Source organism: Aeromonas sp. DNP9 (genome assembly GCF_001728955.1).
Classification (GTDB): Bacteria; Pseudomonadota; Gammaproteobacteria; order Enterobacterales; family Aeromonadaceae; genus Aeromonas; species Aeromonas veronii.
In genome coordinates, this window is sequence record NZ_LYSQ01000023.1 from 61609 (window position 1) to 86443 (window position 24835).

The following is a 24835-nucleotide window of genomic DNA, read 5'->3' on the forward strand; positions in this document are numbered from 1 at the left end:
AATGGGTTTATTTTACGCGCTTTTTCGCATTTTCTGTTGCGCTAGAATCGATACATCCCAACCAGGAGTGATGCAGATGAAAATTGTGATTGTGGGTGCCTCCGGCACCGTCGGCTCCGCGGTCAGTGAACTGCTTGCCAAAGATCATCAGGTGATCCGGGTCGGCCACAGTCGTGGCGATGCCACGGTCGACATGCGCGATCCCGCCTCCATCAAGGCGCTGTTTGCCCAAGTAGGCCAGTTTGATGCGCTGGTGGTGGCCAGCGGCAGCGTGGCCTTCAACGGCCTGACCGAGATGACCGACGAGCAGTGGCAGGTGGGACTGGAGAGCAAGCTGATGGGCCAGATCAACCTGACCCGAGCCGCCATTCCCTATCTGACTGACAAGGGTTCCATCACTTTGATCAGCGGTATTCTGAGCGAGGAGCCGATCAACTGGGGCGTGAGCGCCAGCACAGTCAACGGCGCCATCGATCACTTTGTGAAAGCGGCCGCCTGCGAGCTGCCAAGGGGCCTTCGCATCAACGTGGTGAGCCCCACCGTGCTGGCGGAGTCGATGGACAAATACGCCGACTTCTTCCCGGGCTTCGTGCCGGTGCCCGCCGCCAAAGTGGCGCAGGCTTACAAGAAGTCGGTGCTGGGCATCCAGACCGGTCAGGTGTTCAGGGTCAACGGCTGATCGCCGCCCGCTAACCGCCAGACCAGCAATAAAAACGGGCCCCATAGCGGGGCCCGTCTGTTTCTCTGCCTCTCTCCATTACCACCAGCAAACGTTTGCTTTTTGGCGACAAAAAAAGAGAGCTACCTTTAGTCGATCAGACCGTACTGATCACGCAGCACCTCGATGATCTCCTGCTTGGGATTGGCAGAACGCGCCAGCTTGTGGCCGATGATCTTCTCGGCGATCCCGACATAGGTGTTGGAGATATCCATCATCACTTCGGTCGGCAGCTTGTTGTCGCGGGCCAGGGCAAAACGTTCCGGCATGCGGTTCTTGTTGAGCAGGATGTCCGGATCCGGGAAGTGGTTGAGCAGCCACTGACGGAAACCCTCTTTGGACTTCTCGACGATCTGGCCGTCGCGCAGGGCCGCGCCATCCCAGATACGGGAGCTGTCGGGGGTGCCCACTTCATCCATGTAGATCAGCTTCTCGTTGCCGGCGGCATCGTGGACGTAACCAAACTCGAACTTGGTATCGACGAAGATCTGATCGAGCCCGGCCAGCGCGTCGCTGATGACGTTGAAGCCCTCTTTGAGCAGCACTTCGTAGCGGTCGATGTCGGCCAGCTTGCTGAAGTTGAAGCCTTTATAGTGGCGCTCGATATCGGCACGGGAGACGTTGACGTCATCGGCTTCCGGCACGCCATCCAGCCCTTTCAGCACGCCCTTGGTGGAGGGAGTGATGAGGATCTCCGGCAGTTTCTGATCCTTTTTCAGCCCTTCCGGCAGGGTGATGCCGCAGAACTTGCGCTCGCCATCCTTGTAGGCACGCCACATGGAGCCGGTGATGTACTGGCGGGCAATCGCCTCGATCATCACCGGACGGGCTTTTTGCACGATCCAGACGAAGGGGTGCGGAATATCCAGAATGTGGCTGTCAGCCAGTCCCTTCTCCTTGAACAGCTTGAACCAGTGGCTGGAGATGGCGTTGAGCGCAGCCCCTTTGCCCGGTACGCCGTTCAGGCCATCCACACCTTGCCAGATGCAATCGAAGGCCGAGATGCGATCGCTGATCACCATGAGGGCGAGGGGCGCATCGGCCGGCACATCATAGCCTTTCTCTTTTATGAGCCGGGCACTGTCTTCGGGGGTCAACCAGTAGACGCTGCGCACTTTGCCGGAATGGACAGGTTTATCGGTACGGATCGGCAAATCGTCATTCACCGCCAATACTTGATCTGCAAGACTCATGGCTAATAACACTTCCTGTTTGTGGGGGGTAAACATCGCGAGTTCCTCACCTGCACGCTCTGTTTGCAACGGGCTGGCAAGGGGCTCGCATCATCGAAAACCACTCGGAATCCCCGCGTTTTCAGGGGGATTCTGATAACAAAACAGGGGCACAAGGCCCCTGTATTTATTCTGCTTTTGCTGCTGCCTGATCGGCCAGCCCCTTGGCGAACGCCTCGGACAGGCTGATATACATCTGGGAGATAACCCCGGACGATACCGGCTTCTTGTCCTTGTCGAACAGGGTGATGGAGGTCTTGCCTCCCGCCATTTCGCCAAGCTGGAAGCGGTATTTCTCCTCCTCCAGTTTGAACGGCTCGCTCCCTTTCGCCTTCCAGAACTCGGTACCCGGCTCTTCGTACTCGACGTCGATCCAGCCCAGTGACTGCTGGGTATCCTTGATGGCGAAACCGTAAGCGGGCAGTACCTGGTTGAGGCGACGCCACACCTGATCAAAGGAGCCTTCGGCAATCCAGGCGCTCAGTTCGTTGTTGTCCAGACCCAGTTGCAGACCCATGCCATCGTTGGACTTGTGCTGCTCACGGGCTTTCAGCTGGCTGTCGTAATAGAGCGAGAACTGGTTCAGCACTCGCGCGGCATAGCGCTGGGCATCGGCAGGGGTCAGCTTGTTGCTGGTCTCGCCATCGATGGTCTCTTCGTGATCCAGTACCCGGACCGACATGTTGACGGCGTGGCGCTGGGCATCGTTGCGCACGGTGAACTGGTAACGCTGACGGATTTTGAAGTCTTCGTCATCTTCACCCCAGCCATCGAGGGCGACCGTGTTGTCAAACCAGCCGGTCTGCAATACGCCATCCTGCTGATCCAGCTTCTCGGTGGTGACCTTGTATTTGGCCAGGAAGTTCATCAGGAACGACCAGGTATCGCGCTCCACGCTCTGGCTGGTGCTCAGGGCATAGAAGGCAACGGTCGGTTCGGTTGCACTCTGCACCACCTGACTGCCCGGTACCACGGTCAGCAGTTGTGCGGGTGGGCGCACATCGACCTGGGCGCCGAGGGCACCTTCACGGCTGCTCTCGGGAAGCGGCGGAATATCGTACTGGCTGTTGAAGGTGGGGGCACTCAATCCTGCGGGGATCAAGAACGCGCGGCCCTCGAGGCGGGCATCTTCGTAACCGAAGTCGCGGTTGGCCATTTTGCGATCCTGGGGGGTGCTGCAACCGGCCAAGACGGCCACAGTCGCAACGCTCAGCACCAGACGGGCTCTATTTCCCTTTCCATTAGATTTAAACACTCGCCATCAACTCCGCTGTGGTCAGTGCTCGCGCCATCAGCTGTTCGCCCTCGGGGGTGAGGTCAACCAGCGGCAGGCGCAAGGTGGCTGTTGCAATCAACCCCAGTTGGGCACAGGCCCATTTCACCGGGGTGGGGCTCGGTTCGCAGAACAGAGTCTTGTGCAACGGCATCAAGAGATTGTTGATGTCATGCGCCTGCCCGGCATCACCGGCCAGCGCAGCACGACACATGTCGGCCATCTGGGCCGCTGCAATATTGGTGGTGACCGAAATCACGCCATCGCCACCTTGCAGCATAAAATCACAACCAGTGGCATCGTCGCCACTGTAGAGAGCAAACTCCGGCCCGCACAGCTCGCGCAGCAGCGGGGTGCGGCTCAAATCGCCGGTTGCCTCTTTCAAACCGATAATGCCGGGAACCTTGGCCAGACGGGCCACGGTCTCCGGTTTGAGATCGCAACAGGTGCGACCGGGCACATTATAAAGAATTTGGGGCAGACCACTAGCCTCGGCGATCGCACAATAGTGGCGATAGAGACCTTCCTGAGTGGGCTTGTTGTAGTAAGGCGTCACCGAGAGACCCGCCACCACGCCGGTTTTGGCCAGTCGCTTGGTCAATTCAATAGCATGGGCAGTATTGTTGGAGCCGCAACCGGCGATGACGGGAATGCGTCCGGCGGCATACTCAACGGTCTTTTCAACGACGGCGATATGCTCCTGCTCGCTCAGGGTCACCGATTCCCCTGTGGTACCCACCGCAACAATGGCGCAGGTCCCGGCGCTGACATGATAGTCAACCAGTTTGGCCAGACTGGCCCAATCGACTTCACCTGAAGCCAGCATGGGGGTAACGAGCGCAACAATACTACCGCGTAACATGGACTTTTCTCCCGATTTTCAGGGGCGTAATGGTAAAGCTGACCCCTTTGAAAAACAAGGGAGAGAGGGGGCAAGCCGTGATACCATCCGGAACAAAAAGTAATGGACGAAAGTCGGCAGCGTCCCTCAGGGAGTGGTCATCAGGGCCGGAGGGTTGGCTTGCCAGCGCGGCTTTCGCAACGAAATAACGGACGAGAGAAGATTTATGACTCACTACCTGGTCGTAACGGCCATCGGCACGGACAGGCCTGGCATCGTCAATGAAGTGACCCGCCACGTCAGTGGCTGTGGTTGCAACATTGTGGACAGCCGCCTTGGCATCTTCGGCAATGAATTTACCTTTATCATGCTGCTCTCGGGCGACTGGAACAGCATGATGCAACTCGAAATCAGCCTGCCCCTGCGTAGCCAGGAGTGGGATCTCATCACCATGATGAAACGCACCGAGCGCCACCAGTCCCTGCAGTATGACGTCCGCGCCAGTGCCGACCTGTTGATCCGCGACGAGCCCGGCATCGTAAGCCAGTGCACCCAGTACTTCAGCGAACATGGCTGGAACATTCAGGCGATGCAATCCATGACCCTGGAGCAGCAGCCGTTCAACCTGCTGAAGATCAGTTTTCAGCTCAATCTGGCCAGAGAGGGTGAAGTGGAAGGTTCGCAAACCGCCTTCGCCGAATTCTGTCGTCAACTGGGTGCCGAATCGTTCGAGTTTATCGTCAATCGCAAACACGCCTGAGGGCGTTTTACCCGAGGAGACCCCATGCAACCACTACAAGCTGGCAGCCCCGCCCCCGATTTCTCCCTGCCCGACCAGAATGGCAATCAGGTCAGCCTCGCTGGCCTGCGCGGCAAGAAGGTGCTGGTCTATTTCTACCCCAAGGCGATGACCCCCGGCTGCACCACCCAGGCCTGCAGCCTGCGCGATGTGAACGCCGAGCTGGCCGCCCTCAATGTGGTGGTACTTGGCATCAGCCCTGATCCAGCCAAACGACTGAAGAAGTTCGAAGAGCGGGACCAGCTCAACTTCACCCTGCTGGCCGATGAAGACCACGCTGTCGCCGATGCCTTTGGCGTCTGGGGCCCGAAGAAGTTCATGGGCAAGGAGTATGACGGCATTCACCGTCAGAGCTTCCTGATCGATGAAGAGGGCAAGATTGCCCACCACTTCGACAAGTTCAAAACCAGCGTTCACCATCAGGTGGTACTGGATTTCCTCAAGGGATAACCCTCCCCTGCGTCATTGAAAGGCCTGCCATGCAGGCCTTTTTTGTCTGGCCAGCCGCCCCTTGCCAGCGGATTTTTCTCACCAACTCCCCCGCCCAGATCAAAAAATTCATTTTATATATGGGTTAACGTGACCCCAGAATCATCTTCCAGCGAGATATCCCATGAACATGAGCAACACTGAGCGTTTGATCCTGAGCAACCAGTACGAAATTCTGGCGAAACTCAATCCGGAGAAAGCGGACGTCTACCAGCGCGCCAGCACCATCATCGAGCGCGGCTACTGCCTGCAGATCCTCGAGTTGGAGAAGAGCTTCGGCCATCTGGATCTGGCGACCTGCCAGGAGGTAATCGACACACTGGAGCTGCACCACGCACTGGCCATCTCATGGGGCAATCTGGATGCCGCCGATCAGGGCGAGATCAACGCCAGTCGGCTGGAGTTCAACGGCTACAGCCGCAGCCAGGAGCGTGAGCTGGCTGACTACGTCTGCTTCCTGCTGGAGGTGGACAAGCGCTTCCCCGAGCTCAAGTGCCCGTGCGACGAGCTCTCCAGCGACATCGCCATGCGCGACAAATACCAGCGGATGCTGACTGTATGGCGCCAGTGCCCCCGTCAGTACAAGCTCTCCATCCAGGAGATCCGCAAGGTACTGGCGGCCTGATCCGCACTCCGACCGCAACAAAAAAGGCGCCACTGGCGCCTTTTTGCATCTGAAGCGGATTATTCGTAGAGAAAAGATTTATCGAGCTGCTGGAAGGCGGCCTTGAGGGTATCGGCCAGCTCTTCATAGCGCGGCTGTGACACCAGCTGGCGGCGGCCACCCTGCTCGTTCATCTTGCCGTTGATCTCCCGATACCAGCTCGCCAGCGACGGGGGCAAGCGGGTGTCGGCACGCTGGCCGAGCCAGTAGTAACCCTGCAGCGGCAAGCTGAGCAGAAACAGCACGGAGGTGATAACGGAAGGCCAGTAGTGCTGCTCGCCAAACTGGAACTGCAGCATCACGCTCAGCACCGCCAGCGCGGGGATCACCTTGAGAGCGAACTCGGTCGCCTTGATCACCCGATTTTCAGGAAACATCGAATTGAGCTCGGGACGGCGCGGCCAAAGCGTCATATAATGGCGGCCTTGCTGTAACTTAGTTCCAAAAATGTTCATGCTCATACTACCTCCGAGCGCTTTTTGAACGTACTAACGGCAAAACCTCGACAAAATTTGATGCAAAGTAACAAAGGTTGAGGATGACTTTGTTATTTTTCAACAATCGGGTTATCCTTTGTACGCCCATTTTTGCGTCAAAAGCTTCTTGCTATTGACCTGTCAGGGACGTCTGGATTTCGGGTCTTGTATCACTATACAAGGGGCAAGCAACAGATTGCCAACCCTCATAAGGATAAGTTGAAAGTTTTTGGTCGCACCGCGTCCAACGCATCCGCCTACACAACCCAATCTGCGATAGGATTTATTCATGAGTAAGCTGGTTCTTGTTCTTAACTGTGGCAGCTCTTCCCTGAAGTTTGCCGTCATTGACGCAACCACCGGTGATGACCTGCTGTCCGGCCTGGCCGAGTGCTTCAACCTCGACGACGCCCGCATCAAGTGGAAACTGAATGGCGAGAAAGGCAGTGCCGATCTGGGCGCGGGTGCCGCTCACCAGGAAGCACTGGACTTCATCGTCAACAAGATCCTGCCGCTCAATCCGGAACTGTCCAAGAACCTGATCGCCATCGGTCACCGTGTTGTTCACGGCGGTGAGCGCTTCACCTCTTCCGTCGTTATCTGTGACGACGTGATCGCCGGCATCGAAGCCGCCGTTCCGTACGCACCGCTGCACAACCCGGCTCACCTGATCGGTATCCGTGAAGCCCGCCGCGTATTCCCGGCGCTGGCTGACAAGAACGTGGCCGTATTCGATACCGCGTTCCACCAGTCCATGCCGGAAGAAGCCTTCCTGTACGCTCTGCCGTACAAGCTCTACAAAGAGAACGGCATCCGTCGCTACGGCGCTCACGGCACCAGCCACTACTACATCAGCCTGGAAGCTGCCAAGCAGCTGAACAAGCCGGTTGAAGAGCTGAACATCATCAACTGCCACCTGGGCAACGGCGGTTCCGTCTGCGCCATCAAGAACGGCAAATCTGTGGATACCTCCATGGGCCTGACTCCGCTGGAAGGTCTGGTGATGGGTACCCGTTCCGGTGATCTGGACCCGGCCATCATCTTCTTCCTGCACGACAAGCTGGGCATGAGCGTGGCTGATATCAACACCATGCTGACCAAAGAGTCCGGCCTGCAGGGTCTGACCGAAGTGACCTCCGACTGCCGTTTTGTTGAAGACAACTACGACAGCAAAGAAGAAGCCAAGCGTGCCATGGACGTTTACTGCTATCGCCTGGCCAAGTACATCGGCGCCTACGCTGCCGCCATGGACGGTCGTCTGGACGCCGTTGTTTTCACCGGTGGTATCGGTGAAAACTCCGCCCCGATCCGTGAAATCACCCTGAACAAGCTGGGTCTGCTGGGCTTTGACGTCGATCACGACGCCAACCTGAAGGCTCGTTTCGGCAAGGGTGGCGAGATCACCAAGGCTGGTTCTACCAAGGCCCTGGTAATCCCGACCAACGAAGAGTGGGTTATCGCCCACGACGCGCTGGAACTGGTCGGCGCTTAATTGACGCAGTAACTCGAGGCCGCCCACCAGGGCGGCCTTTTCCTGATCCCAAAAAATGAACAAGGGGTATAAAGTGGCACGCACTATTATGCTTATCCCGGTCGGCACTGGTGTCGGCGTAACTTCCGTAAGCCTTGGCGTTGTTCGCGCCATGGAGCGTCACGGTGTCAATGTCAGCTTCTTCAAACCGGTTGCCCAGCCACGTCCGGGTGAAACCGGCGCCGAGCGCTCAACCGCCGTTATCCGCGCAGCTGCCAACATCAATCCGCCCGAGCCCTTCACCCTCTCCTATGCCGAGAACATGATCAGCTCCAGCAACACCGACATCCTGCTGGAAGAGATCGTTGCCCGCTTCGAAGAGCACGTGAAATCCAGCGGTGCCGAAGTGCTGGTTGTCGAAGGTATGGTGCCGACCGACAAGCAGCCCTTTGCCAACAAGCTGAACTATGACGTTGCCAAGGCGCTGGATGCCGACATGGTATTCGTGACCCACCCGGGCCATGACTCCAGCCAGAAGCTGAAAGAGCGCATCGAACTGGCCTGCTCCAACTTCGGTGGTGTCAACAACCCCCGCATCGTTGGTTGCGTGATCAACAAGGTTGGCGCGCCGGTTGACGAGCATGGCGTAACCCGCCCTGACCTGACCGAGATGTTCGAAGCCCATCACCACGCTTCTGACGCGGCCCACAACCTGGAAGTGCTGCAAGTGTTCGGCAAGAGCCCGCTGCGCATCCTGGGTTGCATCCCCTGGAACACCCAGCTGATCGCCCCGCGCGCCAAGGATCTCGCCAAGCATCTGGCTGCCAAGATCCTGCACAAGGGTGAGCTGGACAGCCGCCGCCTGCAGACCGTGACCTTCTGCGCCCGCTCCATCCACAACATGGTCGAGCACTTCCGTCCGGGCAGCCTGCTGGTCACCTCTGGCGACCGCTCCGATGTCATCGTCTCCGCCTGTCTCTCCGCCATGAACGGCGTCAAGCTGGGCGCCCTGCTGCTGACCGGCAACTATCATCCGGAGCCGCAGGTAATGGCGCTGTGCCAACAGGCCATGGCCACCGGTCTGCCGATCATGATGACCGGTACCAACACCTGGCAGACCGCCGTCAGCCTGCAGAACTTCAACGTCGATATTCCGGAAGATGACCGCGAACGTATCGAGCTGGTACAGGACTATGTGGCTGGCCACATCGACAAACACTGGATCGAGTCGCTGACCATCAGCTCTACCCGTTCCCGTCGTCTGAGCCCGCCGGCATTCCGTTATCAGCTGACCGAGCTGGCCCGTCAGGCCAACAAGCGCGTCGTGCTGCCGGAAGGCGATGAGCCGCGTACCATCAAGGCTGCCGCCATCTGTGCCGAGCGTGGCATCGCCCGTCCGGTACTGCTGGGTAACCCGGAGGAGATCCGTCGCGTTGCCGAGCAGCAGGGTGTGGTTCTGACCGATCGCGTCGAAATCATCGATCCGGCCGTTGTGCGCGAGCGCTATGTGCCGCGTCTGGTCGAGCTGCGCAAGAACAAGGGCATGACCGAAGTGGTTGCCCGCGAGCAGCTGGAAGACAACGTGGTACTGGGTACCATGATGCTGGAGCGCAATGAAGTTGACGGCTTGGTATCCGGCGCGGTGCACACCACTGCCAACACCATCCGTCCGCCGATGCAGATCATCAAGACCGCTCCGGGCTCTTCCCTGATCTCCTCCATCTTCTTCATGCTGCTGCCTGACCAGGTGCTGGTCTACGGTGACTGCGCGATCAACCCGGATCCGACTGCCGAGCAGCTGGCCGAGATCGCTATCCAGTCCGCCGACTCTGCTGCCGCGTTCGGCATCGAGCCGCGCGTCGCCATGATCTCCTACTCCACCGGTACCTCTGGCGCCGGTGCCGATGTAGAGAAAGTGCGTGAAGCGACCGAGCTGGCCAAGGCCAAGCGCCCCGACCTCATCATCGACGGCCCGCTGCAGTACGATGCGGCCATCATGGAGAACGTGGCCAAGTCCAAGGCACCGAACTCACCGGTTGCTGGTAAAGCCACCGTATTCGTCTTCCCGGACCTGAATACCGGTAACACCACTTACAAAGCGGTGCAGCGTTCCGCTGACCTGGTCTCCATCGGCCCGATGCTGCAAGGCATGCGCAAGCCGGTCAACGACCTCTCCCGTGGCGCCCTGGTTGACGACATCGTCTACACCATCGCCCTGACCGGTATCCAGGCTGCCCAGGCTGACGAACAAGCCTAATCAGTGCCTGTCTGAAAAAACCGATCACAAAGGCTGCTCACCCCAGGTGAGCAGCCTTTTTTATTGGTTCTCTTTTGAAGACCAGTGAAACATGCCATCAGCGCAGTATTGCACAGAACAATGCCATGTGATGTGCCAGAAATGTCTCGAGCGTAGCGCTGCGGGAAAGCGTAATCGCCACCTTTAAGATGCATCTAAAATAGATTCAAGATCATACGGTTGGATATATGAGGGCATTCATAGCGAAGCGCTTATAGCAAATATTTCGCCATCGGCATGAGGATTTGACCTGTTAGAAATAGCAGTGAAAAAGACCCGTTCGATACGCTATTCATCAATGTGCCACTCGGCAATATCCACATCATGGAGGAATGGAAATGCTGATGAAGAAGCTCTCTGCAATCATGCTGCTGGCCTGCTTGCCACTGTTCAGCCAACCCGTGCTGGCCGCAGATAAGGCAGCACCCAAGCAAACAACCACGACCGAGGTCGCCAAGGAGACCGGCAAGCTGAACATCAATACGGCCACCCTTGCCGAACTCACCAGCCTGAAAGGGATTGGCGACAAGAAGGCACAAGCCATCGTCGACTATCGGGAAAAACAGGGAAAGTTCACCTCGGTCGATCAGCTGGCGGATGTCAATGGCATTGGCCCGGCCACGCTGGAAGCCAACAGGGACATGATAATAGTCAAATAAAGTCGAATGGATCAGTTGCAAATGGGGCAGCCTGTGGCTGCCCCATTTTTCTTGGGGTATGATTGCCGCACTTTAATCCCGCTGGATAGTTTTCCATGAAAAAGACTCCTCTTGTTGTTCGTAAGGCCGTGCTCCCGGTAGCCGGTCTGGGTACCCGTATGCTGCCAGCCACCAAGGCCATCCCGAAAGAGATGTTGCCGGTGGTCGACAAACCGCTGATCCAGTACGTAGTGCGCGAAGCCATCGCCGCCGGGATCAAGGAGATCATTCTGGTCACCCACTCGAGCAAGAACTCCATCGAAAACCACTTCGACAAGAGTTTCGAACTGGAAGCGACCCTCGAGAAGCGAGTCAAGCGTCAGCTGCTGGAAGAGGTGCAACAGATCTGCCCGAAAGACGTCACCATCATGCACGTCCGTCAGGGTGAGGCCAAAGGTCTGGGCCACGCGGTGCTGTGCGCCCGCCCGCTGATCGGTGACAACCCGTTTGCCGTGCTGCTGCCGGATGTGCTGATCGACGACGTTGCCAGCAACCCCAAGCAAGACAACCTGGCCGAAATGGTGCATATGTACGAAGAGAACCAGATCAGCCAGATCATGGTGGAAGCGGTTCCCGAGAGCGAAGTGGACAAATACGGCATTGCCGACATCAAGGGTGAAGCGCTGACCGAAGGGATGTCCCTGCCGATGCAGGCCATTGTCGAGAAGCCGCCCCGTGACGAAGCCCCCTCCAATCTGGCGGTGGTGGGTCGTTACGTCCTCTCCTCCAATATCTGGCCGCTGCTGGAGAAGACCCCGGCCGGTGCCGGTGACGAGATCCAGCTGACTGACGCCATCGCCATGTTAATGGAGCAGGAGCAGGTCAACGCCTACTTCATGAAGGGCAAGAGCCACGATTGCGGCAGCAAGCTCGGTTACATGAAAGCCAATGTGGAATATGGTGTGCGCCATCACGAGCTAAATGGTGAATTCATCGGCTGGCTGAAGCAGTTCGTCAAGCAGTTGTAATCGCTGATAAATCTGTTTTTTATAGACGTATTTAAGGGGCATCAAATGACGCTCCTTTTTCATTTTTGCAACAAAAAATCAATCAAGAGTAAATAAACTCTCAGCAAATCATAATGTTGTAATTTATTCACACATGCTCTATAAGGATTGAGGCGTGTTTCTCGCCCTTGCATAAAAAACTCAAAAAAATATAAGACACAGGTGGAAGTTCCAATGAATAACCCGTCAAAAGGGACCTTTTTAGGTCACCCTAAAGGGCTTTTTTTGCTCTTTAGTACCGAACTGTGGGAGAGATTCTCCTATTACGGCATGCGTGCCGTACTGGTGCTCTATCTGACCGACCTGACTGCCAACGGCGGTCTGGGCTGGAGTCAGGCAGATGCCCTCAAACTCTACGGTATCTATACCGGTCTGGTTTATATCACTCCGCTGATCGGCGGCTGGCTGGCTGACACCTTCCTGGGTCAACGTCGCGCCATCCTGATCGGTGCCGTGCTGATGGCCGCAGGTCAGTTCACTCTGGCACTGCCCCACGCCATGTTCCCGGATATGGTCAACACCATGTTCTACGCGGGCCTCGCGTTGCTGATCGTGGGTAACGGCCTGTTCAAACCGAACATCTCCACCATGGTGGGTGACCTCTATGAAGAGGGCGATCATCGCCGTGATGGTGCTTTCACCATCTTCTACATGGGTATCAACCTGGGTTCCCTGCTGGCAGGCGTGATCTGTGGTGCTGCCGCTACGGCCTACGGCTGGCAAGCCGCCTTCGTCGGCGCCGGTATCGGTATGCTGCTCTCTCTGGTGATCCAGGCCACCATGGCCCAGCGTTTCCTGGGTGACATCGGTCGCGTCACTGCCGCCCAGCGCGCAGCCGCCCTGCGTACTACCGAGCAGAAAGCACCGCTGACCAAGCAGGAAGTGGATCGCATCAAGGTTATCCTGGTACTGGGTCTGTTCACCATCATCTTCTGGGCCGGTTTCGAGCAGGCCGGTGGTCTGATGAACCTCTACACCCAGGAGTATACCGACCGCATGATCGGCAGCTTCGAAGTGCCGACCGCCTGGTTCCAGTCCCTGAACCCCTTCTTCATCATCACTCTGGCACCGGTCGTTGCGGCCATCTGGATCAAGCTCGGCAAGAAAGAGCCGAACTCTCCGGTGAAATTCGCCATGGGTCTGCTGTTCCTGGCTATCGGCTTCCTGTTCATGGTCGGTGCCGTGCTGCAGCAGGGTGGTGACAACACCGTCAAGACCTCCATGTTCTGGCTGGTTGGCGCATACCTGTTCCACACTCTGGGCGAGCTCTGCCTCTCCCCGATCGGCCTCTCCATGGTGACCAAACTGGCTCCGCTGCGTCTGGCTTCCCTGATGATGGGTGCCTGGTTTGGCTTCGTTGCCCTGGCCAACTACGCTGCGGGCTTTATCGGCTCTTTCGTAGGTGAAGCCGGTCCGATCGCCATCTTCGGTGGCATCGCCCTGGCTGCGATACTGAGCGCCCTGATCCTGCTGACCATGGCCAACCGCCTGGTTTACTGGATGCACGGTGCCGAAGGCCCGGCCAAAGAGCCGCAAGCGCAAGAGAAGAAACTGCAATCCGCCACCGTCTAAACGGTCAGGATTGTAAACAACAAACAGGGCGCCGATGGGCGCCCTGTTTGATTTGGCCTGTTTATCCGGCGGCATCAGTGATGACGAACCTGCACATCAAGCGAGCCGCCGCTGTCGCTGCGAAACTGCAGGGCGAACGGTTCATGCCAGCTGCGTTTGTGCAGAGCGTAGTGGCTGCTGCGCATCAGGCCAAGGGGCAAGCCGCCGGAGCGCATCAACCAGTGGGGAGAGGTGAGCCCCGCGTTGGCAAACACCAACCCATCATGCTGATCAAACAGCAGCGCCGCCATGGCAAAAGAGTGACGAAGCCCGGACGCCATCAACTGATGGTTGAGGTATTCGAGCAACCGGTGCGGCTGGCTCAGCAACCGGCTCTCGTTCTGCTGAAACTGGCGGTAGGGGACGTTCATCAAGGATCGCACCAGTGCACCACAAAATGCCGCATCCGTCCCCATGATCGGCAGCTCCATCACCAGCACCAGCAGCTTGTCTTCCACCTTGAAGGTATCGGGAATAAACAACTGCCCCAGCCCCTTGAACGTGACCTGCCAGGGGCCCCACTCCTGCAAGCCCGGCGGCTTGAGCCCCGCCAGCAGGCGGCTGGCCGCCTTGTCGTGGGCACTGAAATAGTCGATGTGATCCATCAGCTCCATCTGCTGCGCCCGGTTGGCGCTGCCGTTGAGACACTGTTCGATACTGCGCTCGACCAGCGCGTAATCATCAAGGGGTTTGAGCAGATAGTCCCGCGCACCGGCACGCAAGGCGCTGGCGACCGCCTCCATGGTGCTCTGGGCCGAAATAACGATAACCGGAATATGGGGATAGCGCGCAGATAGGCAGGCGATCACCTCGTGGCCATCCATATTGGGCATATTGAGATCGCAGAGCACCACATCGGGATGGTAGAGGGCCGCCGCCGATAGCCCCTCAATACCATCTTCGGCCTGAAATACCGTTGCCCCGTCCCGTGCGAGGTAACTCACTAACGAGTGGCGAAAAACGGCCTCGTCCTCCACCACCAGGATCCGTAGCCCGGCTTTTGACATCTTGATAAAGCTCTTATTAGTCAATTGGTTATTTAGGTATTAAGACTAGCTCAAAAGTGCGGTCAGCGCTGAAACCCTGCGTCAAAAGTAGACCTCGATCATACGAAGGCATCAAGAGAACCCCATCTGTCCGCGCAGCTCTATTCACTCGGGTGGCCCCGTGACTGCGACCGCCATCCGAATTGTGCAAGTGGGCGCCATAAGGGATAATGCCCCCCACTCCAGCTCGTGAAGAAGACCATGACCCCAGCCGAATACAGCGCCCTTGCCCACCCAAGATTGTCCCATCCGGCTCGCAGTCTCTATACCCTGCAGCTGCGCCGACTGGTGCTGGAAAATCAGGCTGCCCGGCTCAACTATCCCGAGCTGGGTCGGGCGCTGGCGGTGGTCGATCCGGGTGATCCCTGCGGCTTTTCGTTTCAGGTCAATGCCCGCCAGCTCACCGAGCTGTTCGATGAACTGATGGAGGCGGGCCTGCTGCAAGTCGAGGCTCAGCCCGAGAGTGAGCACTACCATCAGTGCCCGTTCCAGTTGCCACTGCTGACCCAGAAATTGCGCAGCCCGCTGCCGGAACGCCCCTTCCAGATGCATCTGCAGTGGCGCCCGGACGAAGAGCTGCCCGCCCTCGCCCGTCTGTGCGGAGTGATCGATGCCAGCTACAGCGAAGAGGATCTGGGGGAGTTTATCGCCTACTGGCTGGGGCGCCCCGAGGTGTTCGACTCCCAGCATCAATGGATGCTCAAGTTTATTCGCGCCCTCAAGACCCGCCGCTATACCCGTCGCAAACCGATGGAGGTGCAGGGCTACCAGCAGGTAACGCCGGCCCCACCAGAGTCGGGCCCTAGCAAACGGGCACAGCAGATGATTGAAGAAGCCAAGCGACTGGCCCAACAGCAGACGCAAGAACCCGCAACGCAGCAGGAGCCGGATAATGATTGATAACGGCCCCCGCCTGCAGGCAGAATCAACCCCTTGTCTACCCATCCCTGATCGAGCAGAAGGAGCATTCCATGACTGACCCGCAAGATCCCCTGCGCCAGGAGCTGGAAGAGATCGAAGCCAAGCGCCAGAAGATCGCCAAGGCCAAGCAGGATCACCGTATTCACGACCCGGAATTGAGCCGCCATGTGGGAGGGCTGCTGGAGCGCATTCGTCGCCTGCAGCAAGAGACCGGCGGCGGTCAGTATGACTACGAGACCCTGCGCAAGGAGTATGACGCCAAGGCCAACGCCGAGGTGCGCGAGCTGCAGAAGGCAGCCCGTCAGGAGCGGATCCAGAAGCTGATCGCCCAGGCCGACCTCAACCCCGACTGGGTATTTGACAAGATGGATGCCGGTGACCCGGCGCTGCAATACCCCATCGAAACAGCCCGTTACTTTATCAGCGGCTTCGAGCACTGGGAGAAGAGCGGTGGCGGTTGCATGCTGATCTACGGCGACTACGGCACCGGCAAGTCGACCCTGGCGGGAGCGGTAGCGCATGAGCTGATCGCCCGTCACCAGAAATCGGTGATCTTCCAGCAGTGGGCCTCCATCGTCGATCGGCTTTTTTTCAACGTCATCCCCGATCAGGACGAGCGCAACCAGTACCGCCGCGCGCTGGAAGAGGTGGATCTGCTGATCATCGATGAGGTATCGGCCAACCGCGCCAAAATGGCGGAGAGCCAGTCCAGCTTCCTCGGCCACCTGCTGCGCCGCCGTCGCAACCTGTCAAAGAGCGTCATCATCATCACCAACCACACGCCCCAGAGCCTGCATCAGGCGATCGGTGATTTCAGCTATGAAGCGATCAAGGCATTCAATCCGGTGGATATCCACCTGAGCGGTCCAAGCCGTCGCCCCAGCATCGGCAACTACAGCGGCTGATGCCTCTCAAAGAGTGCGAGTCGCTGGCGGCTCGCACTCTCTCCTCCCTGCCAGCTCACAAATAGAAACAACTCTCATTTACAGCAAGCGAACAAGCCACTAGGCTAGCCCCTTTTGCCAAGGGAGCTCATCTATGCCAACCACACTGATTTTCGGAGCCAGCCGCGGGCTGGGCCGCGCCTTTACTCACCACGCCCTGAGCCAGGGTCACCGGGTCGTTGCGCTGGTGCGCAGCCCCGAGATGGCCATGGAACTGAGTGCGCTGGGAGTCGAGGTGATCGAGGGGGATGCGCTGGATCCGGCTGCGGTACAGCAGGCATGTGTTCTGGCGGGGCAAGATGCACAAGTCGTCTCTACCCTCGGCAGCTTCCGTCAGACAGCGCCAGTGGACTATCAGGGCAACCGCCATGTGATCGATGCCATGGAGCAGGCTGGCCTGAAACGGCTACTGCTGGTCACCTCCCTCGGCTGTGGCGACAGCTGGCAGTATCTGCCGGAGCGGGCCCGCGCCGCCTTCGGTCACGAGGTTCGTCTCAAGAGTCTGGCGGAGAGCTGGCTGCAGACCAGCGCCCTCGCATGGACCATTCTTCGCCCGGCGGGCCTGCAGGATGGCGACACCACCGGCCGCGCCGAACTGAGTCAGGGCAAGGAGGTACACGGACTGGTGCGCCGCGCCGATGTGGCCGCCCAAGGGCTGCGCCTGCTGGCGGATGAGACAGCGGTGGGACAGATCTACGCCATCGGGGATCCCACGCTCCAGCGCGGCTAAATCAGCAGTAAAACCGCTTAACCCCCACCACATAACAAAACGGCCAGCCCTTCGGCTGACCGTTTTTCGCTTTACCGCACACGCCATATCATGCGCTTGCACCATCCCGCTTAACCGGCAGTCGTTTCATTCTGAACAACTGATGGGCGGACAACTGGCAGCGACCGTTGACGCCAGCGCAGCAGCAGGCAGGCCAGCACCCCGTAGAGCAGCACCAGTCCCCACAACTGCCACCAATAACCGGACACTTGTGCAAAACTCGCACCCATCTGGTTAAGGCGCAGAAACCCCTCGATGGCGGGGATAGTGGGCACCCACTGAGCCAGCCAGTTGAGGGGGGCCGGGATCAGCTCGAGCGGCCAGATAAAGCCCGCCAGAAAGACCAGCGGCAGGGAGGAGATGAGCACCACCTGAGTGGGCAGATCCCTCCGGGTAAAGATCGCCCCCAGCACAATCCCGAACCAGCAGGTCGCCAGCAGGAACGGCAGGGCGAACAACCACAACTCCAGCGGGTCAGCATGGCGAGCAATATTGTAGTGATCGAAGCAGAAGCCGAGGAAGTAGCTCACCGGCAGCAGGAACAACCCCGCCAGCACCAGGGTTCTGGCCAGCAGCAGCGGCAACACAGGCGCGCTTTGCCAGTAACCATGCTCGCCGCGGCAGCTGCGCTGGTTCTGGGTCGCCCCCAGGATCCCCGCACCCATCAGCAACACCTGATGGAGGATCAGCACGAACACCGCCGGCACCACGTAATTCACATAGCCCATGGTGGGGTTGAACACCGGCACCACGTTGAGAGCCACCGCATTCCAGCCCATGGCCGCTTGTGGTAGCGCCTCGCCGTGGCTCAACAGCCGCGCCACCTTCACCTGCGCGGCGAGAGTGCCACCGGCCTGCGCCAGTCCTTCGGCAATGGTGCCGTAGACCAGAAAGTAGGAGGCATCACCGGCATAGCTCAGGGTGACGCTCTTGCCCAGCATCAGATCCCGATAGAAGTGGTTGGGGATATGCAGGATCCCACTCGCCTTCCCGGCCATCATCAGCTGCCGCGCCTCGGCCAGTGAATTGGCTCGCGCCACCAGCTTCACCTGCGGCGTGGCATCGGCCATAAACTCCAGCTGACGGGACAACTGACTGCCATCCTCGTTGACCACCACCACCGCCTCTTCCCGCGGCAGCTGATGCAGATAGGGCTGGGGATAGAGAAACGAGTAGAAGATCACCCCGCCAAACAGAGTCAGCATGATGGCGCGATCCGCCAGCAGGGTGCGCAGCTCTAGGCGCAACAGATCGACAAATCCCAGCATCACTCAGGCTCCTTTTCGGCGCTCGCCACTGCGGCTGATTGACGGGCCAGCTCGGCCTGCTGCTTGTAACGGCGCACCACCAGCAGCAAGGGAAGCAGAAACAGCAGCATCGCTCCCAGTTGCGGCAACGCCGATGCGAGAGGCAGACCGTAGTTGCTCTGACCAATCTGCAGCTCCACATAGTGAGAGACCGGCAACAGGCTGCGCCAGAAGCGGGCGAAATCCCCCATGGCACTCACCGGAAAGGTGACCCCCATAAAGGCGAAACCGGGCGCAGTGTAAGCCCCCGCCAGCGACAGGGCGCGGGCCGGATCCCGGATGATGCCGTAGAAAAAGGCCCCCATGGTGACGCAGGCTGCCGAGGCCAGCCCCAGACCCACTACCAGCACCAGCCAGCTGCCGTGCATGGGGTAGGAGAAGCCCTTGAACAGCAGCAGCGTCCAGACTATTCCCCACCCCCAGCCAATCAGCACGTGGGGCAGCAGGGTGCGCCAGAGGCCAAACCAGACACCGCGCGTGGTCCAGTCCAGCCCCAGCCGATCGGTACGGGCCAGCGCATTGAGGCCGAACAGCACCACCAGGATCTGCCATACCGCAGGCAGAATGGCACTCAGCAGAAACTGGGCGTAGCTGGAGTTGAGGTTATAGAGCGCCGTTACCTGACTGCTGATGGGCACCGACTGCCCGAGTGCGCCGGGCAGCGCCTTGCCGTCAGCCATCGCCTCCAGCACGCCAACCTGACCATTGAGAGTCCCGACCACCTGCGCCAGCGCTGAGTTAACCAGCTTGGCGATGAGGATGAACTGGCCGTTGTTGAACACCGTCACCTGCGGCTGGGTGCCCTGACGGGCATCCCGCTCCAGATGGTTGGGGATCACCACCAGTGCATAGATGTCGCCACCGCGCAGGGCTCGGGCACCGGCATCGATGGAGTCGAACTGTTGCGCGACCTTGAGACCGGCCGAGCCATCCAGCGAGAAGGCGAGCTGGCGCGAGAGCACGCTGTGGTCAAGATCCACCAGCCCCACCTTGAGGTCGCGGGCCAGCCCTGCCGAGAAGATCCAGCAGAGGATCCCCATCAGCAGCAGCGGCACCCAGCTCATCAGGGCACGACTGAACGGATCCTGCCACAGCAGCCGAAATTCACGTCCCATCAGAGTTCAACCAGCACACTCATGCCAACCCGCAGCCCCTCAACCGGTTGCAGCGGGCGAGCCTCCACCTGGAAGCTCTTCATGTCGAAGCCCTGACGGGTATCGGTGGCACGCCAGGTGGCGAAATCCCCCATCACGGCCACATGGGTCACCTTGAAGCGCACCATCTGATCGCCAAGGCCGGGGATGCGGGCATCGAACTCGGTACCGACCGGGAAGCGGGGCAGCAGATCCTCGCGAACATGGAACTGGGCCCAGGCATCGCTCATGTCGAGCAGGGTCACTACGGGGAAGCCTTGCGGCGCCAGCTCGCCGCTGCGCAGCAGCACCTGACTAACCTCACCGGTGTGGGGGCTGACGATACGGGTATCGGCCAGATAGGCCTCAACCTCGGCAACGGAACCAGCCGCCATCTTGGCCTTCTCGCGAGCGGCGATCTTGGTCTCTTCCCGCGCCCCTTCCAAAGCCATCTGGTACTGCTGCCATGCCATCCCTTCGCTGTAGCGGGCGGCTTGCCAGGCGGTCCAGGCCTCATCGCGTTTTTGCAGCGGCATTACGCCGTCGCGGTGCAGACTGGCAACCCGCTCATAGGTCTTGCCACGCAGCTGGGCGGCGGCCTTGGCTTTTTGCCACTGATCCTTGGCGGCAGCGATCTGTTGGGCACGGGCCCCCTTCTCCGCCTCTTGCGCCAGCGCCCCCGCAGCCGCTTCACCCGCCTTGGCCTGGCTCAGCTTGGCTTCAATCTCGGGGCTCGCCAGGGTAAAGACCAGTTGATCCTTGGTCAACTGATCGCCCTTTTTCACCAGCACCTCGTCGATGCGGCCCGGCACCTTGGAGGAGACCGAATATTGCTGCGCTTCAATCTGCCCTTGCAGATGCACCGGCTCGGGCTGATAAGCGAGCCAGAAACGCCAGCCGAGCCACACCACCAGGATCACCAGCGCCAATGGCAACAACAGCGGTTTACCCTGGCTCATCTTCTTTTTGATGGGGGGATGGCTCATCACTTCACCTCGACAAACGGACGACCCTTGACGGTCGAAACAGAGATAGAAAAAGGAACGGACTGGAGTGCGATCATGAGTTCACCTCGATCACCTGACCATGCTGATATTGATTGAAACTGTTCATCTGGCCGGATAGGGCCAGCAGGCGGGCCAGCGATACCACATATTGGTAAGCCGCCGCTGCGCGCTGGGTCTTGACCCCCGCCAGCTGGTTTTGGGCATCCACCACATCAAGGGAGGTAGAAAGTCCCTGCCCGAAGGCCTTGTCCCGCAGCAGCACGTTCTCCTCTGCCAACGCCTGGGTGGAAGAGAGGGATTGATACTCCTCCAGCCCCTGCGCCGCTTCGCGCCAGGTCTTCTCCACCAGCAGCTCCAGATCCTGACGGGTCTTGGCCTGCAGCAGATTGACCTGCAGTTCGGCACTCTTGGCGGCCTGCACCGTCTCGGAGCGGCCATCGCGGCTCACCAGCGGCATGCTGACGCCCACCCCCACCAGCCAGTCCGGCGCTGTCTTGGAAGCGAGCGAATCATCTTCATAGAGGTTGTAGTTACCGAACAGGAACACCTCGGGGGCATATTTGCCCTGCTCGACCCGGATCAGCCCCTTGGCCTGCTCCTTCTTGGCACTGAGCAGCTTGAGACCGGGGTGCACCTCCAGGGTCTGGCTCACCAACCCCTCGAGGCGCGGCAGATCCTTGTTGACGAACAGGCCGCTGCCCGGCTGGGCATTTGGCAACTTCAGCATGCGGCATAGGGCCAGCTCGGCGATCTCGAGGCTGCGGCGCGCCTTCTGGGTATCGATGCGCGCTCTGTCATAGGCCGACTGGGCGGAGAGGCGCTCCACCCTGGCGATCTGGCCCTGCGCTTCGAGCTTCTTGGCGTGATCCAGATGGTGGGCCAGCCCCTCTTCGATCTCCTGTTTGGTCTGCACCACCTGAGCAGCCAGCACCACGCCGAAATAGGTCTGGGAGAGGCTCTCGAAGGTGGATTGCTGCTTGAGCACCAGCAGCTGCTGCGCCTCGCTCACCTGCGCCTGGCGGATATCCTGCGCCGCATCGATGCGACCACCGGTAAACAACGGCCAGAGCATCTTGACCGAGCTGGTCACCACATTCTGTTTGGTCAGGGGGGTGACAAATGCGTTGGCCCCGACCCCAAACAGACTGCCGAGCGCCAGGATCAGATCTTTCTGCTTGGCCAGCGGATTAAGATCGAGAGCATCAAGTTCAATCGGCTGATCAAGATGGGTATAGCTGGCCCCCAGATCCACCTTGGGCAGATACATGTCCTTGGCCGCCTCGCGCAGCTGCTTGGCCCGATCGACCCCGGCCTGCTCGGCAGCCAGCCCTTCATCCTGTTGGATGACCCGGGTCCAGGCTTCGCCGAAACTGATGGTTTGCGCCTGCGCCGACCCCAGCACGGCCCCCATCAGACACGGCCAGAGTGATTTAATGAACCTTGACGTCATAGATCCCCAATCCGCTTTTGTTGCATAAATGTTTGGAGCATTTGCTCGACTTAAGCCCGCTATCATAACGCAAAGCGGGCCTGCAAGTGGACTGACAATTATGCAGGCGTCCGACCCGAATGGTACAGCGCTCACTCTCCGGCAATCTGGCCGTTTTTCAATAACTCCAGAATTTGCAAGCCTTGGCGCGACGTTTTTTTCAGAAAAAAATGGCTGACGCTCAAATACTAACCTTTTCTCCTGCCTAAAAAATGCGTAATATACGCCGCCCTAAGCCGATGGTAACCGTGGAATGCAGATAGGTCCCCACACGCTTGAAACTCCCTTGATTGTGGCTCCCATGGCCGGTGTAACTGACCGACCATTCCGTGAACTTTGTTTGCGATTGGGGGCTGGCATGGCCGTTTCCGAGATGCTGCTGGCCAACCCGGATGTCTGGGATACCCAGAAAACCCGGATGAGGATGGATCACTCTGCAGAAGGCGGTTTGCGATCGGTCCAGATTGCCGGAGCCGACCCCGAGATGATGGCGTTTGCTGCCCGCTACAACGTGGAGCAGGGCGCACAGATCGTCGACATCAACATGGGATGTCCGGCAAAAAAAGTGAATAAGAAGCTGGCAGGTTCAGCCCTGCTGCGATACCCCGATCAGGTCAAAGCAATTTGCCGGGCCGTGGTGGATGCAGTGGAGGTGCCTGTCACCTTGAAGATCCGCACAGGATGGGATCCGGATAACCGCAATGGCGTGGAGATCGCCCGAATCGCCGAAGATTGCGGTATCGCGGCCCTTGCCGTGCATGGTCGTACCCGTGCCTGCCTCTACAAGGGCGAAGCGGAGTACGACACGATCAGGGCGATTAAGCAGGCCGTATCGATTCCTGTTGTCGCCAATGGTGACATCAACAGCCCGGAGAAAGCCCGGTATGTCCTCGACTATACCGGTGTTGACGCCGTGATGATCGGCCGAGCTGCGCAAGGACGACCCTGGATTTTCCGGGAAATCCGTCATTTTCTTGAGACGGGCACCAAGCTGCCGCCTCCCGAGAGGGAAGAGGTTCGCACCCTGATGAACGAGCATGTAACCAACCTGCACCGGTTTTATGGTGCATATCTGGGAGCGCGCATAGCCCGTAAACACGTGGGCTGGTATCTGGATGAAGAAGAGACGGGCCGAGAATTCCGTAAGCACTTCAATGCCCTGGATTGCGCAGACGCGCAACTTGAGGCACTCGAAGCGTATTTCGATGGATTAGGTTAACAAGATAACTAAAGAGCCGACCGAATATGTTCGAACAAACCCTGACTTCTGATGCATTGGTAACAACTACTCACAATCACGCTGCCGAGCCGACCCAGCGCCCCCTGCGTGACTCTGTGCAACAGGCCCTGCGTAACTACCTGGCCCAGTTGAACGGTCAGGAAGTGATTGATCTGTACGATATGGTTCTCTCCGAAGTCGAAGCGCCGATGCTGGACGTGATCATGCAGTACACCCGTGGTAACCAGACTCGCGCTGCCGTGATGATGGGTATCAACCGTGGCACCCTGCGCAAGAAGCTCAAGCGTTACGGCATGAACTGATTGCTGGCCGCGAGCCGCGACGGCGGTTCAAGGCAGATGCGAAAGGCGCCAGGTAGCAATACCTGGCGCCTTTCCTTTATGCTCTCCCCTCCATTTCACCATGACGACCCCGATGAACCGCACTCCCCTGCTGCTGATGGTACTGGTCACTCTGCTGGCCGCTGCTGGCTGGCTCTTCTCGAAAGAGGCGATCCGCGAACTGCCCCCTGCCGCCTTTATCGGCAGCCGCTTTCTGCTGGCGGCGCTGCTGTTGCTCCCCTTGGCTTGGTTGCGCGAGCCACCGCCGACTCGCGCCCAACTGCTGCGCACTGCCGGCTGCGGCACCCTGCTCGGTGCCAGCCTGCTGCTGTGGGTCACCGCCATCAGCCAGAGCGATGCGCTGGGCAGCGGCGCCTTTATCATGAGCGTCGCCACCCTGATGGCCCCGCTGGCCGCATGGGGAGCCTTTCGGGCCAAGCCCGGCCGCCACTACTGGCTCACCCTGCCCATCGCCATCGCCGGTTTGCTGCTGCTCTCCAGCAGCACCCACTGGGGCGTGTCGCTCTCGCTGTTCTGGTTTCTGGCGGCGGCCACCACTCTCGGCATCCAGCTTGCCGTCCATCGCCACTTCGCCCAATCCATTGCCCCCACCTGGCTCACCTGCATCCAGCTGGCGATGACCGGCCTGCTCGGCACCCTGCTCTCTCTGCTGACCGAACAGTGGCCCGAGGCTGGAGTCAGCCACGGCATCTGGGGCTGGTTTGCGGCGAGCGTCTTGATCGCCACCACATTGCGCTACTGGCTGCTCACCCACGCATTGAGCAAGATGACCACCGCCCACGCCGCCCTGATGATGCTGCTGGAACCGGTCTGGACCCTGATCCTGAGCACCCTCTTCTATAGCGAACCCCTCGGCGGCGCCAAACTGGCCGGTGCCGGACTGGTACTCGGCGCCCTGGTGCTCTACCAGCTCCCCCTGCTGCTGCGCAGTCGCACGCTGAAACCGGCACGCTAGCTGCCCACTGCAAACGCCTCTATGCGGATGAAACAACCAACGAAAAGGGGCCTGCAGTTGCAAGCCCCTTTTGTTGCATTGTCACGGCGAACTGCTTGGGCCATGCTA

The 24835-nt window shown here is 59.2% G+C and carries 24 protein-coding genes; 15 read left to right on the plus strand and 9 right to left on the minus strand.

The features are described from left to right. Positions 1-76 precede the first annotated feature (76 nt). Entirely contained in the window at positions 77-679 is a 603-nt protein-coding gene (locus A9G06_RS16270) for a short chain dehydrogenase (RefSeq protein ID WP_021231956.1), read from the plus strand. A gap of 128 nt (positions 680-807) precedes the next feature. Here A9G06_RS16270 and A9G06_RS16275 read toward each other — a convergent pair whose 3' ends face one another. From A9G06_RS16275 to dapA, 3 genes are all read right to left on the minus strand, one after another. Beyond that, on the minus strand, positions 808-1911 hold the full coding sequence (locus A9G06_RS16275) for a phosphoribosylaminoimidazolesuccinocarboxamide synthase (protein WP_069555895.1): 1104 nt from the start codon (positions 1909-1911) through the stop codon (positions 808-810). Between the two features lie 166 nt (positions 1912-2077). After that, positions 2078-3205, minus strand: a complete 1128-nt coding sequence (gene bamC / locus A9G06_RS16280) for an outer membrane protein assembly factor BamC (RefSeq protein WP_069555867.1) — start codon at positions 3203-3205, stop codon at positions 2078-2080. Beyond that, on the minus strand, positions 3198-4085 hold the full coding sequence (gene dapA, locus A9G06_RS16285; RefSeq protein ID WP_069555868.1) for a 4-hydroxy-tetrahydrodipicolinate synthase: 888 nt from the start codon (positions 4083-4085) through the stop codon (positions 3198-3200). Before dapA ends, bamC begins: the two co-directional genes overlap by 8 nt. 205 nt (positions 4086-4290) lie before the next feature. Between dapA and A9G06_RS16290 the strand changes: the two genes are divergently transcribed. The 3 genes from A9G06_RS16290 to A9G06_RS16300 all read left to right on the plus strand — a co-directional run bounded on the left by A9G06_RS16290 (position 4291) and on the right by A9G06_RS16300 (position 5977). Beyond that, positions 4291-4824 carry an ACT domain-containing protein gene (locus A9G06_RS16290; protein ID WP_069555869.1) on the plus strand — a complete coding sequence of 178 codons (534 nt, stop codon included), beginning with the start codon at positions 4291-4293 and terminating at the stop codon, positions 4822-4824. Positions 4825-4848: 24 nt separating this feature from the next. Further along, positions 4849-5313 carry a thioredoxin-dependent thiol peroxidase gene (bcp, locus tag A9G06_RS16295; RefSeq protein ID WP_069555870.1) on the plus strand — a complete coding sequence of 155 codons (465 nt, stop codon included), beginning with the start codon at positions 4849-4851 and terminating at the stop codon, positions 5311-5313. A gap of 163 nt (positions 5314-5476) precedes the next feature. Further along, entirely contained in the window at positions 5477-5977 is a 501-nt protein-coding gene (locus tag A9G06_RS16300) for a YfbU family protein (protein WP_019446223.1), read from the plus strand. Positions 5978-6036: 59 nt separating this feature from the next. On the opposite strand, the gene yfbV is transcribed toward A9G06_RS16300, so the two are convergent. Further along, the gene (gene yfbV, locus A9G06_RS16305; RefSeq protein WP_043851809.1) at positions 6037-6477 is read right to left on the minus strand and encodes a terminus macrodomain insulation protein YfbV; all 441 of its coding nucleotides are present in this window, start codon (positions 6475-6477) and stop codon (positions 6037-6039) included. A gap of 304 nt (positions 6478-6781) precedes the next feature. On the opposite strand from yfbV, the gene A9G06_RS16310 reads away from it, so the two are divergent. The 5 genes from A9G06_RS16310 (at position 6782) to A9G06_RS16330 (ending at position 13536) form a co-directional block, all read left to right on the plus strand. Next, the gene (locus A9G06_RS16310) at positions 6782-7984 is read left to right on the plus strand and encodes an acetate kinase (protein ID WP_005339118.1); all 1203 of its coding nucleotides are present in this window, start codon (positions 6782-6784) and stop codon (positions 7982-7984) included. A 55-nt stretch (positions 7985-8039) separates the two neighbouring features. Next, positions 8040-10220 carry a phosphate acetyltransferase gene (gene pta, locus A9G06_RS16315; RefSeq protein WP_041210398.1) on the plus strand — a complete coding sequence of 727 codons (2181 nt, stop codon included), beginning with the start codon at positions 8040-8042 and terminating at the stop codon, positions 10218-10220. Positions 10221-10597: 377 nt separating this feature from the next. Next, positions 10598-10918, plus strand: a complete 321-nt coding sequence (locus tag A9G06_RS16320) for a ComEA family DNA-binding protein (RefSeq protein ID WP_019445026.1) — start codon at positions 10598-10600, stop codon at positions 10916-10918. Between the two features lie 95 nt (positions 10919-11013). Continuing rightward, on the plus strand, positions 11014-11925 hold the full coding sequence (gene galU, locus A9G06_RS16325; protein ID WP_069555871.1) for a UTP--glucose-1-phosphate uridylyltransferase GalU: 912 nt from the start codon (positions 11014-11016) through the stop codon (positions 11923-11925). A gap of 213 nt (positions 11926-12138) precedes the next feature. Beyond that, positions 12139-13536 carry a peptide MFS transporter gene (locus tag A9G06_RS16330; RefSeq protein WP_040065012.1) on the plus strand — a complete coding sequence of 466 codons (1398 nt, stop codon included), beginning with the start codon at positions 12139-12141 and terminating at the stop codon, positions 13534-13536. Between the two features lie 74 nt (positions 13537-13610). Here the strand turns inward: A9G06_RS16330 and A9G06_RS16335 are convergent, their stop codons facing one another. Next, positions 13611-14582, minus strand: a complete 972-nt coding sequence (locus A9G06_RS16335) for a response regulator (protein ID WP_069555872.1) — start codon at positions 14580-14582, stop codon at positions 13611-13613. A 240-nt stretch (positions 14583-14822) separates the two neighbouring features. On the opposite strand from A9G06_RS16335, the gene A9G06_RS16340 reads away from it, so the two are divergent. The 3 genes from A9G06_RS16340 to A9G06_RS16350 all read left to right on the plus strand — a co-directional run bounded on the left by A9G06_RS16340 (position 14823) and on the right by A9G06_RS16350 (position 17216). Next, the gene (locus tag A9G06_RS16340) at positions 14823-15521 is read left to right on the plus strand and encodes a DnaT-like ssDNA-binding domain-containing protein (protein WP_069555873.1); all 699 of its coding nucleotides are present in this window, start codon (positions 14823-14825) and stop codon (positions 15519-15521) included. A gap of 71 nt (positions 15522-15592) precedes the next feature. Then, positions 15593-16447 carry a DnaA/Hda family protein gene (locus A9G06_RS16345; protein WP_069555874.1) on the plus strand — a complete coding sequence of 285 codons (855 nt, stop codon included), beginning with the start codon at positions 15593-15595 and terminating at the stop codon, positions 16445-16447. 133 nt (positions 16448-16580) lie between these two features. Beyond that, positions 16581-17216 carry an NAD(P)-dependent oxidoreductase gene (locus A9G06_RS16350; RefSeq protein ID WP_069555875.1) on the plus strand — a complete coding sequence of 212 codons (636 nt, stop codon included), beginning with the start codon at positions 16581-16583 and terminating at the stop codon, positions 17214-17216. A 110-nt stretch (positions 17217-17326) separates the two neighbouring features. Here the strand turns inward: A9G06_RS16350 and A9G06_RS16355 are convergent, their stop codons facing one another. The 4 genes from A9G06_RS16355 to A9G06_RS16370 all read right to left on the minus strand — a co-directional run bounded on the left by A9G06_RS16355 (position 17327) and on the right by A9G06_RS16370 (position 22152). Further along, positions 17327-18523, minus strand: a complete 1197-nt coding sequence (locus A9G06_RS16355) for an ABC transporter permease (RefSeq protein ID WP_069555876.1) — start codon at positions 18521-18523, stop codon at positions 17327-17329. Further along, the gene (locus A9G06_RS16360; protein ID WP_069555877.1) at positions 18523-19677 is read right to left on the minus strand and encodes an ABC transporter permease; all 1155 of its coding nucleotides are present in this window, start codon (positions 19675-19677) and stop codon (positions 18523-18525) included. Before A9G06_RS16360 ends, A9G06_RS16355 begins: the two co-directional genes overlap by 1 nt. Next, complete coding sequence (locus tag A9G06_RS16365) at positions 19677-20681, minus strand: HlyD family secretion protein (RefSeq protein WP_083243812.1); 1005 nt, start codon at positions 20679-20681, stop codon at positions 19677-19679. The genes A9G06_RS16360 and A9G06_RS16365 overlap by 1 nt, the downstream gene beginning before the upstream one ends. A gap of 73 nt (positions 20682-20754) precedes the next feature. After that, positions 20755-22152 (minus strand): TolC family protein, encoded by a 1398-nt coding sequence (locus A9G06_RS16370; protein ID WP_069555878.1) that lies wholly within the window; start codon positions 22150-22152, stop codon positions 20755-20757. 292 nt (positions 22153-22444) lie between these two features. Here A9G06_RS16370 and dusB point away from each other — a divergent pair, with 292 nt between their 5' ends. The 3 genes from dusB (at position 22445) to A9G06_RS16385 (ending at position 24727) form a co-directional block, all read left to right on the plus strand. Further along, a complete protein-coding gene (dusB, locus tag A9G06_RS16375; protein WP_026458041.1) occupies positions 22445-23410 on the plus strand; it encodes a tRNA dihydrouridine synthase DusB in 966 nt (321 codons plus the stop codon). 26 nt (positions 23411-23436) lie between these two features. Then, positions 23437-23733, plus strand: a complete 297-nt coding sequence (gene fis, locus A9G06_RS16380) for a DNA-binding transcriptional regulator Fis (protein WP_005309538.1) — start codon at positions 23437-23439, stop codon at positions 23731-23733. A 112-nt stretch (positions 23734-23845) separates the two neighbouring features. Beyond that, positions 23846-24727: a DMT family transporter gene (locus A9G06_RS16385; protein WP_069555879.1), complete on the plus strand. Its 882-nt coding sequence runs from the start codon at positions 23846-23848 to the stop codon at positions 24725-24727. Positions 24728-24835 lie beyond the last annotated feature (108 nt).